The following is a 17,045-nucleotide window of genomic DNA, read 5'->3' on the forward strand; positions in this document are numbered from 1 at the left end:
CGATCGGCTTGTTGGTCTCTTCGACGATCCGGACAGCTCCCTCACGGAACTCCCGGTCGTACTTCTTCCGCTTCTCTGGCATCTCGATCCTCATTGTCGATGCCTCTACGGTCCGGGGGGAACCTCAGTCCGGTCCCCGGATCGGACAGTGGGGACCGGACAGTCTTGCCTGTGCTCGGGGTGAGTAGGCGGAGGGGTCAGCGGCGTCGCTTGGGCAGGCCAGCGCCCAGAGGGATGGCTGCGACCGCGAAGGCGGCGTCGTGGGCGCCGTCGAGTGGCAACGGGGTGAAGCCACTGATGCGGATCGAGGCGTCGAGGCGTCGGCCGAAGTCTTGGGTGTTCCAGCCGGCCGGCACCGTGATCGAGACAGCTGAGGAGACCTTCACCAGGGACCGGCCCATCTCCAGCTTGGCGTCGCGCTCATGCAGCTTGCCCACTGAGCGCTGATCCTTGGCCCGTTCGGTTTGACCGATACGGGTCCTGATCGTGGCGGCCATCGTTGCCGACATCTGAGCCTGCCCAGTCGCCCGATCGGCCAACTGCTGGGACACCGGCCGGTAGAACACCGTCATCGAACGCCGCTCGCCGGGCTGGGAGGGCACCAGTACCCGGGCCAGCGCACCCATCCGGGCACCCTTGGTCGGGAGCAGGATCGTGGAGGAGATCGACTCCCAATCGCCGTGGCGGTAGGAACGGATCGCGGTCGAGGCATGGGTCGGGCCCGCGGCCGCGACCGGAACCCCGGCGGCGATCGTGGGGTCGTCTCGGTGATGAATGGCAGCATCGGCCAGGGCGGGTGCGTCACCGGGCTCGAACCCGGTGCGGATGGCAACCGCTAGGTCGGCGGTGTCGAGCCAGCGGACGCTGGTGCAGCCGATCGAACCGGTCAGTCGGGCCTCGACCTCGGCGAGGATGGAGTAGAGGATCCGGGCTCGGCCGAGGACGCCGCGGCCGGCGCGTTTGGCGTCCTTGTTGATCACGTCCTCGCGGACCACGATCGTGACGAATGCTTCGCGGCGCACTGCTGCGCCTGCGGTCATGGAGTCCAGTTGGGCGTTGACCCGGGCGGAGACCTCGGGCTCATCTGGGCGGGCGTTTTGGCGTATCCATTCGGCCCGGTCGGTGCCGTCGTCGGGGATGGTGCGCACCTGGACCGCGATCAGGTCGATCTGGTTTCCTGCGGTGGCCGCTTCCATCATCTCGGTCAGCCCGGCTCCCATCCGGAACCGGTCGGCGTCATCGCTCATGCCGATGCCGGGGTGGATCACCCGGGCGGTGGCACCCCACGTACGCGCGGCGTGGTTCTGGATGATGGCGGGCCTCGAGGACTGGCCGGTCATGGGAGGGCCGTCATGGATCTGGATGTGCGACAACACTCCGGGCAGGTCGGCCTCGCCCGAGTCTCCCTCATCGCCGTCGTCGGGGTCACCGGAGCCGACGTCGAGGTCGCCGGCGGCAGCCTTGGACTGGAACCGCGACCACCCGAACGCGGAGCCGAGAAGGTGGCGAAACACCACGCCGATCCACTGGAACGCCGACCAGCCGCGGATGGGCAGACACACCAGCAGTCCCACCACGAACCAGAACGGGACCAGCACCAGCAACGTGAGCCACTCCCCCACGGCCATGGCCACCCAGGTGGGCAGCCCGGCTGCCATCACCAGGAAGAACTGGGGGCCGGTCAGCCCGAACAGCCATCCTTGGAGATCACGGGTCGCCGATGCTCCATAGACACTCATGCGAGGAACGCTCCATCTTCAACGGCGGTAACGGCTTCGGGAGGAATGTCGCCGGCGACGCCCCGGCCGCCACCGGAACCGGGCTCATCGCCTGAGTCGTGGCCGTGGTCGGCGTCGTGGTCATAGGAGTGGGCGTTGCCGGCCCGCTCCTGCTGGTAGTGCCCGCGTCCACGGCCCCGCCGACCAGGGCTGGTGTGGTGGCTGGTGTCGAAGTAGCCCTGGTTGCCGATGCCGGACTGGCCGAGCACGTCGACACTCATTGAGGCACCCACCTGGGCGACCTTGCCGGTCTTCTCCATCGCGCCACCGATGACACCGCCGACCGCGGGTAGGACCTTCTTCACCGCGCCGGACTGCCACCGGTTCGCGGTTTCGCTTTCGGCGCCGTTCTCGGAGCTGGTGCGACCATCGGACGCCGATTCGCTGGCTGCTCCGGACCCGGCCCCGGCGCCGCCCTGGGCTCCACCTTGACCGCCGCCCTTGAGGAGGCCGGCTACCCCGCCGTTGGCGTTCATCGTGGTGCGGAAGGAGGCCCCCGATGCGGTGCCGGGGTCGACGAAGGCCAGCATCCGAAACAGCACCATGGGGGTGAAGCAGGCGATGAGCAAGATGACGCCGCCCACCACCGAGATGCCGATGTTCTCCGCAGTGGAGGACCCGTCGGCACCGTCCGGCATCCCCGCCCACGCGAACTGCGTGCCCAACCCGAGTACGAGTGCGAGCAGTGGCTCCATGAACACGCACGCCAAGAACCAGCGCACCGACTTCCATAGCCACGACTTGGACCCATCCGACAGCGACCCGGCGGCAGCCAGCGGCATCAGCGCCGTCAGGATCAGCAGTGCACCGGATCGCACCAGCATGATGATGATGTGGCCGAACGCGGCGGGGATGATCACGAAGAGCGACGTCACTCCCAAGGTGGCGGCCTGGACGGTGCCGGAGACCTTGTCCACGAACCCGTCCCCGGCCGCATAGCCCGAGAATGAGTCGACGCCGAGCAGGGTGTCCAACAAGCCGTGGGTCAACCCGGATGCGCCGGCGATCAGGCTGGCGCACACGCCCACCCAGCAGGTCACCACAGCGCCGTACTGGATGACTCCCACGAGCACGGTGCCGAACCCGCGGCCGTCCTGGCGCACGACCGCGAGGCCGATCTGGCCGAACGCGACAGCGAGGGCGACCGCCAGTGAGATCCACAAGGTCACCGAGTAGAGCTTGGACAGATCAGGATCGGCGACGTTGGGGGTGAACCCGTCGATCAGGCCGAACGCGGTCTTGAGCATCCACATGCCCGCCGACCACAGGCTCATCATCATCGAGGTGAATCCGTCGGCCAGACCCTCCTTGGCCTTGTTGCCCAGCCAGTCCAGCGGGTTGAGGTCGATCATCGGGACCAGATAGGTCGTCAAGGTAGTCATTGCTGTGGCACCTCCAGCCACTGATACCCAGCATCGAAGGACTCTTGGGTGCCCGGCCACAGTGACGGCGCGGGCGCGGGCTCCGTGCCTGGGCCGATCACCCACCGGCCCTCGCGCCAGACCATTCGCTGACAGTCGGCCGCCGCAACCTGTTGTGGCTGGCCCCCGGTGGGGGTGGCCGTGATGATGAAGTCGATGCACGGGACGACGAAGTCCTCCCCGACGCTGCCCTTGATGAACCCCATCTTCGGCTCCACCCCGACCACGAGCGAGCCGGCGCCATCCGCAGAGAGCCCCGCAGACTCCAGCAGCGTGGCCACCGCTTTGACCCCCGACCAGTTCTGGGTCGTGGGTCCCCCCGGTGTCGACCAGTGGCCGATGACCTGCTGGGCAGTCCTTACCGATGCTGAGGTCAAGGCCGCGGAGTTGATCGCGGCCAGCTGCGCCAGCGCACCCTGTGTGGTTTGCGGGAAGCCGGTGGCCACGCCCGCTTCACCGACCTCCATCGGCAACGGCAGCTCAATGGTGCCGGTCTGTCCTGAGGACAGTGAGTCGACGCCCGGCTGGGCTGCCTCGGGTGCCGCCGACGGCAGCGGGTCGGCAGCCAGCTTGTCTTCGGCAGACGCCTGCCCGGTGCTCGCCTGGTCGCGCGGCGAGTCGTTGGTGAGCAGGCTGCCCACGGTCCACACCACACCAGCGGTGAGCACCAAGGTGAGCACGAGGCCCGCTCCCAGCAAGGTCTGGAGCCGCCGCCGAGTCCATTCGGTCTGCGGGTCGACGGCCGAAGCCGTGAGCCTGGATCGGGTCCTCGAGGACATGACTCAGCAGCCCTTCCCGACGATGCCGTTCAGGACGCCGTAGATGACCACGAACCCGATCGCACCCAGCACGGTCCAGAACATCCCCGAGGCGCCGATCTGGGCGGCGCGGCCGTTGGAGCCGATCTTGCCCACGACCATGGCACCGATCGAGGCGAACCCGGCGCCGATGATGAGCGCGATGACGCCGTACTTGACCCAGCTGATGATGTCGTTGACGTAGCCGCTGACGCCGGCCGGTGCCTTCGGGCACACGTTGCTGATGCCCTCGGCTTGGAGCGTGCCGGACAGGGTCGTCACCACAGTGGCGACCTCGGAGATGGCCTGGATGATCATTCGTGTTCTCCTCATTTAGGTCCGGTTCGCGGTGAGCGGCCCGGTGACGGTGGTGATCTGCTCCAGCAGTCGCTGGGCAGGGTTGGTGAGCTGCCGGGGCAGCGGTTCTGGCCCCAGCCCCGGCAGGGTCTTGATGGGAAGCAGCGGCATGAACGCCACCGCGGCGCGTTCGTGTGCGGTGCGCAGCCGTGGCCCGGCCGTGGCCAGCTCGCGACCCCACTTCGCGGCCCCAACCACGACCACGAGCACCTGGTCGAGGCCGTGGTGCTTGTTCAGCTCGCCGAGGGTGGCCTCGGTCTGGCTCAACGCCAGTTCGACGGGTCGGGTCACGAGAACGTCGACCGCGGCAGCGCAGGCGGTGATCCAGCTCGGTGAAGCGGTCGAGGCATCGAGCTCGCGGCACGACCAGCCAGCATCGAGGACCGTCAGGTCGACTCCAGTGGACTCACCTGGAAGTGGCACCTGAGACACGAGCTCGACCGGGTCTTCGACACGTTCGATGAGCACGTTGGCGCCGCGTCGACCCCGTCGCCACCCCTGGTGGGCACCCAGTTCGGTCACCGTGGCACCGACCAGGCCCGACCATCGCGGTGCCGCCGCGTCCAGCACTCTGGTGCGCAGTCCGGTGGCGTCAGCCGCATCGGCGATGGCCAAGGCGATCGTGGAGCCGCCGGCGCCGGCGTGTGCGGCCCGCACCCGCACCAGATTCGAGATGATCTCGCCTACCTCGCCGACGGCAGACCCGCGCCCCCCGGCATCGACGACAAGCTGCGAAGCAGGCCCGAGGGCGAGTGCCGGGGCGACGTTGGGTTCGTCGAGGTGGCCGCACGACGTGGCGGGCGTGGGGTCAGTGGCAGGTGCGGACGCGAACTTGCCGGCTGCCAACGCCGCGGCAGCGGCCCGCAGTTCACGGGTGGAGTAGGCCCGAGCCCGTGAGTCGGTACTGGTGGTGCTCATCGCGCTGACTCGATCTGTGCGGCCCTCAGGCGCATTGCCTCGCGCAACACCTGGGGCGGGGTCTCTCGGAGCTGACGCCGAGCCACGATCGCCAGTTCAGCGTTGGCCCGGAGCCGGGCGAGCATCGCTTCCATGTCGGACAGGGCGTGGTCAACGCTGTGGTCGCTGACCACCTCCAGCAACCGGGCCACGTCCTCGGGTGAGGGGTGCTCCTCGGGCTGGGCTGTCGGGAGATCGGAGTGCTCGCTCATGCCTACAACAGCAACCGGTCCCGGCCCGGATCGGACAGGGAGCGGCCAAGAGCTGGAAGACGAGTGCTCGAAGGCGTCGGGTCGGGCCGGGACACCCAACGCCGGTTGGGTTAGGCGATCGCGGCCAGATACGCGGGTGCGGCGTCACGCAGGCGTGCCGTGGTGGCATCGCGTCGACGTCGCACGGTACGCATCGCCACCCCGTGCCGCTCGCCCACCACACGCTGGGCCTCCTCGCGTGCGAGTCCAGCGGTCTCCTCAGCAAGCAGCTCGATCAGCAAGTCCACTTCGGCGGCGTCGATGACCCCGACCCCAGTTGCCCAGGCCAGCAGGTCCACCAGATCCCCGAGCGGGTCCTCGACCTGTGGGTCTGCCAGGTCGATGCTCCAGTCGTGTCCTCCTGAGGTCGCCGGTTCGGTGTAGTGCTCCAGCGAGATGCTCTCGACCCGCGAGACCATCCCGGACGCGGGCCGACACAACCGCTGCCGGGCCCGCTGCAGGAGGTACTGGGCCGCCCGTGCCCCCAGCTGTGGCTCGGCAGCCTTGACCTCTTCCCACACCGCGGTGTTGACGTGGTCGATCTCGCACACGTCGCGCAACAGCCTCGTGGCCAGCTTGTCGATTCCGCGAGCCAGCATCAGGACCACCGCCAAGGCGGCGTCGTCATCATCGCCGCCGCGGCGGGCTCCCAACGCGGCCAACTCGGCGACCACCTGGTAGCAGCGAGCGTCCCCACGCTCATGCGCGGCGCAGGCCTCCTCGAGACTAGCGAAGTGGCTCAGGGCTGACCCGGGCGTGGACCACACCGCCCACTTTCCGCTGCTCCGCAGCGTGTGCAGCACAGCCGCAGCCAAGGGACGCCAGGGCGCCTTGAACTGACTCAGATCGACCTCGACTAATCCGAGCGCGGGGTCGGCGCCCACCCCCCGGCATGGAGCAGGAGTCTGGGCGACGCTCGTGCAGGAGGGGTGAGTGGTTGACATGGCGGCCTCCGGAGGCAGACGCGGTTCAGGACGCGCCCACGACACGACCGACCCCTCACCACTTCGCTCACCAAGTCGACGAAGTCGGCCACCACCGGGCACACCAGCCGCTCACCAAACCCGCTCACCAAAGACAAACCCGCAGGTCAACCGGGGTATGCAGCGTTCACCACGTGCCCGGAGAGAAGATCCAAAGAAAAGTTCGCCCGCCCCCCGCACGCCCCCAGAAATGCCGCTGACCCCGGGTTCACAACGTGAATCGGGGTCAGGGCCGGGGCTCGCGGAAGGCGGTTGGGGTCAGCCGGTGGCACCCCACTCGCGCTGATCCACGATCATCTCTGAGCGCGCGGGAAGGTCTTCATCAAGCCGTTCGAGGACCTGCTCACGCACCAGTGCCCCGGCAGCATCGCGTCCCGACTCCGCCTCCGTGGCTGCGGCCGCATCGAGCCAGGCAATGTCGCTGTGCGGGCTGGCCAACTGTGCAGCCGCACACGCGAGCCGGACCAGATCAGTGCGGCCTTCGGCCACCGCCCGCGTAGCCAAGACGTGCGCGGCGTCATGAATAGCCCCGACCAAGATCTCGTCGTGGCGCTGCTGCCCGACCTTGAACAACCACTTGAAGCGGTGCTCGGTCGCGGCCTCGAACGGGGCACCGGTCACCAACGACAAGGCACGTACCAGGTCGTCCTCGCCACCTTGGTCCCCGCGCTTTTGTGCGCGGAACTTCAAACGGACGAAAAGGTCAGCGGAGTTGAGAACCCCGCCGGGTCCCCGCACCAGATCATAAGTGGGGGTGCTCCCCCGCCGGGCTCCGTCGCTCATCGACGCATCGGGGAGCCAGTCACTTCCATCCGGGCGAGTGCCCAGCACGAACCGAGCATTGGTGGCACGGTTCTGGACCGTCTTCTGGGTCTCCCATCCGCACGCCGCCGCGGCCCGTTCGCCGGTCACCCCACGGTCCTGACACGCGAGGTAGGCGATGAAGGAGATGGTGCCTCCGAGGTTGTCGATCGCACCCGGGTCCCCGCCATTGAGGGAGGTAACCGTGACCGGCCCCAAGAGGTGAATCTTGGGTCGCGGCGAGGTTTCGTCGAACCAATCCGCTACGTCTTGGTCCAGGTTTGGATCCAACGAGGCGATCTCTGCACGCGTCTCCTCCGGCACGCTTGGGGCGGCCACAGCCAGATCGACGGCCGTCGTCGCGGCCGTGGCCAGGTAGACCGCGTCGGCCTCGGGCAGCTGCGAGGACGGGTCGTTGCCCTCGGTGCGCCGCGGCTCGATGTACTCCTCGCGCAGCGAGCCGTCCGCGTTCGCGTACTTACCCAAAGGCCCATCGTCGGAGGTGGTGGCAGGCACCGGCTGGTCGTGGAGGTCGCGGGTCGAGGCCACCAGGTCGGCCATAGCCTGCGCCTCGGCAGCCGGGAGTGTGAACGCCCTGAGGCTGATCCCCCACATCGGCAAGAACGCTGTGCCGTCCCCCGCCAGCTCGACCGCGGGGTCGTCATTCCCGCCGTGCACCACCACGACTCGTGAGCGGTCTCGTTGGCTCACGCCGGTGAGGAAGGTCTCCGCGGGGCGGGACGAGACCACGACGACTACCGGGTGGGCCGAATCCAACACGAGCCCATCGCGGCGCCGCGTCAACAGGTCCGCCCCCAAGTTGGCCTCCACAGCATCCATTTCCCCGAGCACGGCTTCGGCCCGGGCGATTGCCGCGCTACGCGCGACCTGCCGCAACCGAGCCGGATTCAGACCGAGCGTCTCGGTACCGAACTCATCGGCCAACAACACGTCGCTGCCCTCAGACCACGCGTTCACCGCCAGCTCGGCCACCACGAACCGCACCAGATCGGTGACCTGCTCGGGTTCGCCGGCGATACCGCACCGGCCCAGGGTCTCCAGGTCCAGCAGCCACGTGCGGCCGCCGTCGTCCTCACCGATGCTGACCACAGCGGGGTAAGGCGCCGGCTGCGTTTCCAGGTCGGGTTCGAGGAAGGTCCACCGAGGCAGCATCCACGCGCGCGCATCATCGGTGGACGTCCAACCCTCAGGCACCGGGGCCTGGGCCGGGTGGGTGAACAGCAGCGTCAGATCCTCCTCACTCAGTACCGCGGCCCCCAGCTGCGGCATCGCGGCCTCGGCAACCTTGCACGAGGCCGCGACATGTCGCAGGGCACGATCAAGGAACTCGACGTCTTCTTGGGCTGCTGACCCGTTCTCGTGGACCGCCTGCTCGACCTCGAGCAGCTCATCGGGGATGGAGGCCACCGTGCGCCCGACCCGACGGCGCCGGAACTGGCGACGCCGGTTCGTCATCAGCAACCCCAACGCCCCGGCAGACAAGCACACCGCGCTGGCCAGCAGCGCCCGTAGTGCGGTGAGTTCGCCCTCGTCATCGTGTTCGCCCACGCTGGTGGCGGTCGGCGCGGCGCCCCGATTCGAGTTGCCGGACTCAGCCTCGGCCGGGGTGGTGGGTGATGCGGTGGGGGTGGCCTCACGACGCTGCGGCTGCGGCTCGCGCGCCTCCCCCGCCTGATCGTCTAGCTCTTGGGGTGCCGTAACAGCACCGGGAGGTGCGTGCTCGGGTGCCGGAATGGCGATCGTCCAGCCTGGTTGGATCAAGTCTGGGTCCGTCAGATGCGTCCCGCCCGGCTGTTCGATGTTGGTGCTGGCCTCGAACAGTTTCGGGTAGGCCAATGCATCGCCCAGTTCCTCCTCGGCGATGCTTGAGAGGCTGTCCCCGGGCTTGACCTGGTAGGCGGCGTGATCGGCCGGCATGTCCCCGCCGTGGTCCAGGCCGGTGGCTCCGGGGACGAGCAGGGTCCACCCGGGCCGGATGTGATCGGCAGCCATGAACGTGGTGCCGTCGTGCATGACGCGGCCCTCGTTGAGGGCCGCTATCTCGGGCCAACGGTCGCCATCCCCGAGGACTCGCTCCGCGATAGACCACAGGGAGTCCAGGCGCATCACGGTCACAGTGCTGCCCGGCCCGGTGGCGTTGCGACGCCCGGCCGCGTGGGGCGCCTGGGCGGCCTTCCTCTCCGGCGTCGCGCTCGAGCGGTCCTCCTCGGCCTGGGTGGATGGGGCTGCCTGGCTCGTGGTGGGACTTGCCGTTGGCTTCGTAGGTGCAGCCGAGTCTGCGGCGACAGCCGTACCCGACATGGCTACCGGCCCGGCGACAGTGGCCAGGACGACGGCAGCGATGAGGCTGCGCGCGAGCTGCTGTTGGACGCCCATGGTCAGCGGCGCTCGCAGCTGCAGCCGGTCGGCGGACAGCGCGGAGACCATCTCGACCGCGATGCACACCATCAGTTGCGCCCACAGGATCCACACGATGACCGCGAGCAGCCCGAGGATTGCGCCATCGGTGAGCGGTGCCGACAGCGAGACCCCTTCGGCCGGCCACGGGCTCCCGATGAACCGGACCAGTGCCCACGGGGGCACCACGACCAGCGCCACCAGCAGGATTGCCGCTGCTGCGGCCTTGAGCAGTCGCATCGTCATGGTCTCCTGATCTATGTCGGAGGGCTTCACGGTGTGCGGTGAGTCCCCCCGATGCCTTTCGCTGTGTTTCCGGGCTGAATGGGGCTAGTGCGTGTCCTCGTTGATGGACAGGCCGGTGGCAGATGCCTTGTAGGGGATGGACCCGATCCCCACGGCCGAGAGGATCTTCGTGTCGTGCTCACCGATCACGGTGACGGTCACCTCGCCACCGTCGACGGTCACGGTGCCGGCGGCACCCACCGAGGCGAGGTAGGCCTGAGCCTTGCTCTGGGCTCGGCCGGGGTCGACCTGGGTGACGCCGTCACGCAGGGCACCGCGGTTGAGTGCGTCGGCTCCGACTCGGGCGGCCTGCTCGGCCTGGTGCATCGCTGTTCTCTTCGAGGCCATGGCGTAGCCGCTGTCGATCACCACGCCGGCGACAGTGAGCAGCGCGACCGTGAAAAGCACGAGCACGATTGAGGCCGCTCCCTGCTCATCTGTCCTGCGAGTCATCGCCTTCTCCCTGCTCCTCAACTGGCCCGGTGGGTCTCGATTGGGACTACTGCCTCGGCTGTGAACTTGCGGGTGCCGGGGAACCCGGCAAGAGCGACGTCGCCGAGCTTCGCCACGCACGAGACGGTGACGCGGACCTGGCCACCGGGCTGGTAGCTGTCCAGGTCGACATTCACGTCGAGGTTGGTGCAGCTCACCCCGGCATCGCCCAGGGACGCTTCGGCCGCGACCTTTGCCGCGTGGGCCGACGTCGAGGTGTTCCGCTCCAGCGAGGCCGCTCGCGCCGAGTCCGAGGCCACGGCGTCGATCTGCTGGCGAGCATGAGCCATCCGCCCCAGACCGACCACGAAAAGCATGACCACGATTAGTACCGGTGCCACCAGGACAAGCTCGATCGCCGCAGTCCCCCGTTCACCTCGCCGCCGCCGCGTCATGGCCGAACCACCGGTGGGACATACCGTTCCACGGGCCCCGTCGAGCTCTCCTGGACGTGCAGATCGAGGCCGGGCACCAAGGTCAGGACCTTCCCGGTGATGGTGACGGTGGCGTTCTGGGCGCCTCGGTTCACCACGACGTCGCGGTCCGTCAACGTCTGCGGCCCCAACAGGGTGAGGTACTTCAACGCGTCGGCCTTGGCAGAGGCTTCCGTGCCATCGAACCTACGAGCACTCGCCGCACCTTCCTGTGCGGCCTGCTCGGCAACGTTGCGGGCGTGGGCGAGCAGCCCGAACTGGACGATGGCCATCATCATCATCAGCAGGGCAGGGGCGATCAGCACCAACTGGATCACGCTGGTGGCTCCTCGCTCGTCGCGGCCCAGAAGATTCATTCGGTCGGGATGGTGTTGGCCTTGTTGGTGAACTTGAGGACGATCGCCCCGACGATCGCAATCGCGGCCGCGGCGATGATCGCGGTGACGATGACGATGGTGGCGAGCTCGCTCGCGCCGGTCTCGTCGGTCTTTCGCGCCCTGATGTGGGCGACCGCGAGTGCCGCCCAGGCTTGGATGAACTGGATTTCCTGCATCTGCTTTCTCCTCCGTTGAGTTGGTTGTGGTGGTGCGACTTAGACCGACATGACCGCGACGAACGCCGGGTAGCCGATGAAGAGGAAGAACCCGATCGCCAGGACGACCTGGGCCATCTGGATGGTCTGATCGGCCTTCTCAGAGGCGCCCTCGGCCTCTGCGAGCTGACGACGTCGCTGGGAGGCGGCTCGGGCGGTCAACGATGAGCGAACCTTGGCGCCGTCGTCTGCGACCAGGAGCAGCGACCCACCCAAGTCCTGGAGCTCGGGCATCTTGGTGCGGTCTCCGAGGTCCGCGAACGCCGCCCAGGGGGTGACCCCGGTGTAGCGGGCGTGGTCGATGGTGTCCTGGATGAGCTCGAAGGCCCAGCCGCGTCCGATTCGCGCGGCGGTCGGAAGTGCCTCGGGGATTCCGCGGCCGCCGGCCAGGCTCATGGAGACCAAGTCGAGGTAGCACGAGAGCGCGCGCCGCAGCTCGCTTCGGCGCTGTTGAGCTTCCTTCCTCACCTCGATGTCAGGCACGAAGAAGAACCCCGCTGCCAGAGCCAGCCCGATGACGAGCGGGAAGGCGATCGGGGGTCGCAGGCCCATCAGCACGAGGGTCAGCGTCAGGAACGTTGGAAGCAGAAGACCGAACAGGCCCAGAGCGCTCTTGCGGGCCAAGTGCGCTTCCAGGGTGCGGTCGACCAGCTCAAGGTCGCCTCGCACCTGCTCGAAGGTGACACCACGGCGCGCCAGCTGGGCGACCAGCCAGCGCCCCCACCGTTCGCGGGCATCCTGGTCAACTGCTGCGGTGACGCTCTGACGGCCCCGGCCCTGCTCCCAGCGTGACACCGACGTGGCCAACCGCGGCCGAGGAGGAACCACGGCAAACAGCAGCAGGCACAGGGCTCCACCCAGAACGCAACCCAGCAGCAGACCCCACGTCATCGCCGACCTCCCACGACCGGAGAACCGCTCTGGAGAGCACGATCGACGTCGTCGACGCTGACCAGGAACCGCTCGGGTGGCTGGACGTTCGCTGCGGCGCGGATCCACATCAGCCCACCGGCGAACACACTCAGCACGACCGCCAACATGAGCTGTCCCATCGGGGTCGAGTACGGAGCCACGTAGTCGCGGGAGAACACCGAGACACCACCAGCGAAGAGGCCGGTGACGATCACGATGATCAACGCCGCCCGACGCAGCGACTTGCGGCCTTCCTCGATCCGCCGGCGCATGTCGATCTCCTCGCGCGCGGCCGCGGCCAGCGACGTCAGCGTGGCCACCAGCCCCGGGCCACGTAGCCGTGAGTTGAGGATCAGCGCCGCCACGACCAGATCAGCGGAGGCATCCTTGAACTCCTCGGCGAACCCGGCCAGCGCCTGGGGCAGTGGGATCTGCACCCGAACCCGACCGTCGAGACGCTCCAGCGCGGGAGCGAGAACCGGTGGAGCGGCGTGGATGGAGTGCCGGATCGCCTCCTCCAGGCCCACCGACCCTGCGATCGAGTCACGCAGCGACTCGGTCCAGGTGGCCAGCGCCTCCAGCTGCCCCAGCTGAGTAGCGGCGACTCGGCCGCCACCGAACATCGTGGGCCACAGGTAGATCACCGCAGCGGCAGCTCCGGCAGCGACCGGCCACCGCGTCACCGCTGCCACCAGGAGCGCCACGCCGAGCGCGATCGCGGCTCGACGACGCGCGGCACCGCCCCACAGGACGTCACCGCGTCGCTGTCCAGACCTCCGGCCGCTACGCGCCGGCTTCCAGCCCATCGACGCAGCGATCAGCAGCAGCAGCGCGGCACCCAACGCCAAACCCAGGCCGAGTCCCGTGAGCACGATCAACGTCATGGCGGATCACCAGCTCCCTACGCCGCCGGGGACATCCCACCCGGCTGCTTCGAGCTCGTCGGCACGTGAGGGCATCACGCCGGTCCACTCGGCCGTTTGAGCGCCGTTGGCCTTGAAGATCTCGGACGCCTGCACCGTCTGGTCGAACCCGTTGACCTCCAAGATCGTCTCCAGTCGCCTGGCGCCGGTCTTGGGATGGCGGCTGACGAAGACCACAAAGTCCAGCCCGCCGGCGATCAGCTGGTAGGAAGCCTCGTGCGGGAGTCGTTCGGCGGACTGGATCGCGTAGGTGGCCACCCGATTGAAGACATCACGGGCCGAGCGGGCGTGAATCGTGGACATGGAGCCGTCGTTTCCCTGCCCCATGGCGTTGAGCATGTCGATCACCTCGGCGCCGAGGACCTCACCAACGATGACCCGGTCTGGGTTCCCACGCAGGGTCCACCGCACCAGCTGGGTCATCGGGATGGCGCCCTGTCCCTCGCTGTTGGCGATCCGCTCCTCGAGCTCACCGCAGTTGGGGTGCCGCTCGGTGTCCTTCTTGAGCCCAAGCTCCAGCGCCTTCTCCACCGTGATGATCCGCTCCTCGGGACCGATCTCAGCGGCCATGGCCCGCAGGAGCGTCGTCTTCCCAGCCCGGGTGGCTCCCGCGATCATGATGTTCTGTCGTGCGCTGACGAGTGCCCGGAGGAACTCAGCGGCGGACTCGCTCAGGGTGTTGTTGCCGACCAGGTCAGCGAGGGTCACCTTCTCGAAGCGGTGCCGGCGGATGGAGATCAGCGGCCGGTCGGTGACGCCCATGATCGCCGAGAGGCGTGACCCGTCGGGAAGCTGAAGGTTCAGCTCCGGGTTAGCAGCGTCCCAGGGCCGCGAGTTCAGCCCGGCGTACGCCGCGAGCCCCTGGACGAGCTCGATGAGCTCTTCATCGGTCGACGCGACGGGGTCCACGCGCTCGTGGGTGGCGCTCCCCGCCCGAGTCACCCACACCTCATCGCCGCCGTTGATGTCGATGTTCTCGATCGAGTCGTCGTTGAGCAGCACCTGGAGGCGACCAGCACCGAACATGCGGGCGTGAACCCCTTCGGCGAGCTCGCGCTCCGCGTCTTGGTCCAGCGGCACCTGGCCGCGTGCCATCAGCTGCTCGGCATGCTCGCGTAGCACATCGGCGATGAGCTTGCGGGCGTACTGCTCCTTCGCCGGCCCTGACAGCTCGGGCCGTCCCTGACGGCGGCGATCGAGCTGCTCACGTTGCAGCCGGTCGCCGACGTCGCGGTGCACCCGCTTGAGCAGATCCGGATCCACGATCATCGCGCCACCGCGCCTTCCTCGAGCATGGCCTCGGCCATGAGCCGGGTGGCCCTCAGGAGTAGTGATCGGCCGAGCCGGCCGGTGCCCTTCTCGCCGGCCTCCAGGCGCTGCACGGCCCGGTGATCGACCGGCACCGGCCGCGCCGGCGCTACATCGACACCGGTGCGGTCCAGCAACGCATCGAAGTCACCACAGTCCCTAGCTGCGTGGGCATCCGGCCCGACGAGTACCGGAGCGACGCTCACGATCCCCTGCTGGCGCAGCGCGAGCACGAGCTCGGGCAGCTGGTCACGCATGTGCATCACCGACTCCAACGACGCGGCAGCCACCGGCACCACGACGTCAGAGGCCTGGGCCAGAGGCATAGTGAAGCTGCCCCGGTCCAGCCGCCCCAGATCGGCGATCACGTCGACCTCGCTACCGCGAGCTGCCTCGGCGACCTCAGACCACAGGCTGCCCAATCCCCGCGCCTGGGTGGTGGAGGTGACTCCTTGGACCACATGCACGCCACACGCCAACATCTGCGCCTGGTCGGAGACGACCTGTGAGCCAGTGATGCCGCCGCGCACCGCGGCCGCGAGCGTGAGCAGGCTCTTGCCGCCCGGCAGCGGACCACCACCGGCGCTCACGCACCGGTAGGCCAGGTCACCGCCGGCGGGATCGGCCTCGAGCAACACCACCGGCCGCGGCCACACCGCGGCCGTCGCCAGGGCCGTCGAGGTCACCCCCGGAGAGCCCTTCACCGACGCGAAGCTGATCAACATGGGTCGCCTCACTCCCCCTCGCTGGCTCCGGCGCCAGCGGCTGAGGTCTCGACCACGGCCACCCGGTTCTGCGTGGAGTACGCGGCCACCTTGGAGGCGTCGCCCTCGTCGACGATCAGCGTGACCATGAGCTGTCCGCCCGCTGCCGACTCGCCACCAACCTCGAAGACCTGCGCGCTGGCGGTCAACACCACCGGGGTGTCCAGAGCCGTGTCGGCATCCTTGCTGCCGTCACCGCTGCCCGCTGGGACGGCAATGACGTCGACCTGGTCTCCGGCCGTCAGTCCCGCTCCCGGAACACGAGTCGGGTCGAGCGCCAGACCGATCATCGCCTGCCCAGGTCCCGGGACCGGGTCGGCCGTGACCAGCGTGGTGGTCAGGATCTGTCCCTGCACCAGGTCGACGGCCGCAGTCTGTCCGACCACGGTGTCGGCGTTCTCAACGGCGATCGCGTCGCTCACTCCAGCCACGGCCCGGGAGGCCAGGTCCTCACGCTCGATGGTCTGTCCCTTGGCGACCGGTGCGGTCAGGACGAGCACCGAGGTCTTCTGACCGGCGTGCAGTCCCCACGCAGCGACCGCCAAGCCGGAACCGAGCACCAGCAGCGCTGCGAGCACCACCAGGCCCCATGACCTGGTCCTCGGCTTCTGCGGCCCGCCTGCACTCGTTCGACGACCACCGGCCATCAGTCCGGGGCTCTCGGCCGCCCGGCGCCCTGTGCGCTGTCCGTTCACGTTGGTGTCGGTGGTGGTGCTCACGGTGTCTCCTTGGTTCCTCATCGGACCACCACCGACTGACGTTCGCCGACCCGGATGGTGGAAGCGTCGCTGGTGAAGCCGGGGATCTCTCCGAGGGTCCCTGCGCCGGCGATGCAGGTTCCGGAGCAGGTCCAGCTGACGGCGTAGGAGATCGTCGCGGTCACCGGGAACACGTCATTGGGTTCGAAGTCCGACACATGCTGGAAGGCGTAAGAGCAGTCGGTCTGCTCGTCCGAGCTCATGCCCTTCTCCCACTTGCGACCAGCTGAGGTGCAGGTCTCGATGCCGTCACCCAGGTCCCAGGTCACCCGAATCGGTTCGGCCACGACACTGACCGTGGTGTCCCCGATCGAGGCGCTGCCAGTGACGTTGCGCCACTGGCTCTCCCCCATCCACAACCACGTCTCGAGTCCCACGTAGGTCATCAGCGGCGGCTGCGGAGCCATGTGCACCGTTGGCTTCACCAGCGGCATCGCCTTCACAATCGTCTCGGCCATCTCACCGGGGTCAGGCGGAGCCGCGCCCCCGGGGACGAACCATGTGTTCGCGGGGATCGCGACCCCAGCACCCGCGCAGACCCAGATGCTGCCCGTGGTCGGATCGTTGCCCTTCCAGTACGCAGTCTGGTCTGCGGCCGGTTGAGGCGCCATCGGATTGGCGTAGCAGTTGTGGGACGAGCTCCAGGTGCCGTGCTCGGTCGTGCATGGGATCTTTTTGCCGCTCTCGTCCTGGCAGGACTGTGATCCCGGCTCGGTCCCCCCGTTGTCCGGTTCCTCGCCACCTTCTTCTCCGCCGTTGCCGGGGTCGGTCACGGGGATACAGATCCAGCCTGTCGGCCCTTCGCCTGGGACCT

Annotated in this window: 18 protein-coding genes; all 18 read right to left on the reverse strand. The window is 68.3% G+C overall.

Annotated features, from left to right (window positions below; genetic code table 11):
* Positions 1-197 precede the first annotated feature (197 nt).
* The 18 genes from IRX98_RS19730 to IRX98_RS19815 all read right to left on the reverse strand — a co-directional run bounded on the left by IRX98_RS19730 (position 198) and on the right by IRX98_RS19815 (position 17,004).
* Positions 198-1,739: an SCO6880 family protein gene (locus tag IRX98_RS19730; RefSeq protein WP_224279691.1), complete on the reverse strand. Its 1,542-nt coding sequence runs from the start codon at positions 1,737-1,739 to the stop codon at positions 198-200.
* Positions 1,736-3,220 carry a TrbL/VirB6 family protein gene (locus tag IRX98_RS19735; protein ID WP_224279693.1) on the reverse strand — a complete coding sequence of 495 codons (1,485 nt, stop codon included), beginning with the start codon at positions 3,218-3,220 and terminating at the stop codon, positions 1,736-1,738. Before IRX98_RS19735 ends, IRX98_RS19730 begins: the two co-directional genes overlap by 4 nt.
* Positions 3,157-3,879: a hypothetical protein gene (locus tag IRX98_RS19740; RefSeq protein ID WP_224279695.1), complete on the reverse strand. Its 723-nt coding sequence runs from the start codon at positions 3,877-3,879 to the stop codon at positions 3,157-3,159. The genes IRX98_RS19735 and IRX98_RS19740 overlap by 64 nt, the downstream gene beginning before the upstream one ends.
* A 102-nt stretch (positions 3,880-3,981) precedes the next feature.
* A complete protein-coding gene (locus IRX98_RS19745; protein ID WP_224279697.1) occupies positions 3,982-4,314 on the reverse strand; it encodes a hypothetical protein in 333 nt (110 codons plus the stop codon).
* Positions 4,315-4,329: 15 nt separating this feature from the next.
* Positions 4,330-5,199 carry a hypothetical protein gene (locus IRX98_RS19750; protein ID WP_224279699.1) on the reverse strand — a complete coding sequence of 290 codons (870 nt, stop codon included), beginning with the start codon at positions 5,197-5,199 and terminating at the stop codon, positions 4,330-4,332.
* Between the two features lie 68 nt (positions 5,200-5,267).
* Positions 5,268-5,522, reverse strand: a complete 255-nt coding sequence (locus tag IRX98_RS19755; protein WP_224279701.1) for a hypothetical protein — start codon at positions 5,520-5,522, stop codon at positions 5,268-5,270.
* A gap of 110 nt (positions 5,523-5,632) precedes the next feature.
* Entirely contained in the window at positions 5,633-6,364 is a 732-nt protein-coding gene (locus IRX98_RS19760) for a hypothetical protein (RefSeq protein WP_224279703.1), read from the reverse strand.
* A gap of 438 nt (positions 6,365-6,802) precedes the next feature.
* Positions 6,803-10,009: a LysM peptidoglycan-binding domain-containing protein gene (locus IRX98_RS19765; RefSeq protein WP_224279704.1), complete on the reverse strand. Its 3,207-nt coding sequence runs from the start codon at positions 10,007-10,009 to the stop codon at positions 6,803-6,805.
* An 84-nt stretch (positions 10,010-10,093) separates the two neighbouring features.
* Positions 10,094-10,456, reverse strand: coding sequence for a hypothetical protein (locus IRX98_RS19770; RefSeq protein WP_224279705.1), 363 nt, complete (start codon positions 10,454-10,456; stop codon positions 10,094-10,096).
* A 62-nt stretch (positions 10,457-10,518) separates the two neighbouring features.
* A complete protein-coding gene (locus IRX98_RS19775; RefSeq protein ID WP_224279706.1) occupies positions 10,519-10,935 on the reverse strand; it encodes a TadE/TadG family type IV pilus assembly protein in 417 nt (138 codons plus the stop codon).
* On the reverse strand, positions 10,932-11,291 hold the full coding sequence (locus IRX98_RS19780; RefSeq protein ID WP_308045566.1) for a TadE family protein: 360 nt from the start codon (positions 11,289-11,291) through the stop codon (positions 10,932-10,934). Before IRX98_RS19780 ends, IRX98_RS19775 begins: the two co-directional genes overlap by 4 nt.
* A 35-nt stretch (positions 11,292-11,326) precedes the next feature.
* Positions 11,327-11,527, reverse strand: coding sequence for a hypothetical protein (locus tag IRX98_RS19785; protein WP_224279708.1), 201 nt, complete (start codon positions 11,525-11,527; stop codon positions 11,327-11,329).
* Between the two features lie 39 nt (positions 11,528-11,566).
* Positions 11,567-12,457 (reverse strand): type II secretion system F family protein, encoded by an 891-nt coding sequence (locus IRX98_RS19790; protein WP_224279709.1) that lies wholly within the window; start codon positions 12,455-12,457, stop codon positions 11,567-11,569.
* Positions 12,454-13,362: a type II secretion system F family protein gene (locus tag IRX98_RS19795; protein ID WP_224279710.1), complete on the reverse strand. Its 909-nt coding sequence runs from the start codon at positions 13,360-13,362 to the stop codon at positions 12,454-12,456. The genes IRX98_RS19790 and IRX98_RS19795 overlap by 4 nt, the downstream gene beginning before the upstream one ends.
* A 6-nt stretch (positions 13,363-13,368) precedes the next feature.
* Entirely contained in the window at positions 13,369-14,670 is a 1,302-nt protein-coding gene (locus tag IRX98_RS19800) for a TadA family conjugal transfer-associated ATPase (protein WP_224279712.1), read from the reverse strand.
* On the reverse strand, positions 14,667-15,434 hold the full coding sequence (locus IRX98_RS19805) for a hypothetical protein (protein WP_224279714.1): 768 nt from the start codon (positions 15,432-15,434) through the stop codon (positions 14,667-14,669). Before IRX98_RS19805 ends, IRX98_RS19800 begins: the two co-directional genes overlap by 4 nt.
* 8 nt (positions 15,435-15,442) lie before the next feature.
* Complete coding sequence (locus IRX98_RS19810; protein ID WP_224279716.1) at positions 15,443-16,192, reverse strand: SAF domain-containing protein; 750 nt, start codon at positions 16,190-16,192, stop codon at positions 15,443-15,445.
* Positions 16,193-16,209: 17 nt separating this feature from the next.
* A complete protein-coding gene (locus tag IRX98_RS19815; protein ID WP_224279718.1) occupies positions 16,210-17,004 on the reverse strand; it encodes a hypothetical protein in 795 nt (264 codons plus the stop codon).
* Between the last annotated feature and the right edge of the window lie 41 nt (positions 17,005-17,045).

Origin of the sequence: Nocardioides lacusdianchii (assembly GCF_020102855.1) — a bacterium.
Taxonomy (GTDB): Bacteria; Actinomycetota; Actinomycetes; order Propionibacteriales; family Nocardioidaceae; genus Nocardioides; species Nocardioides lacusdianchii.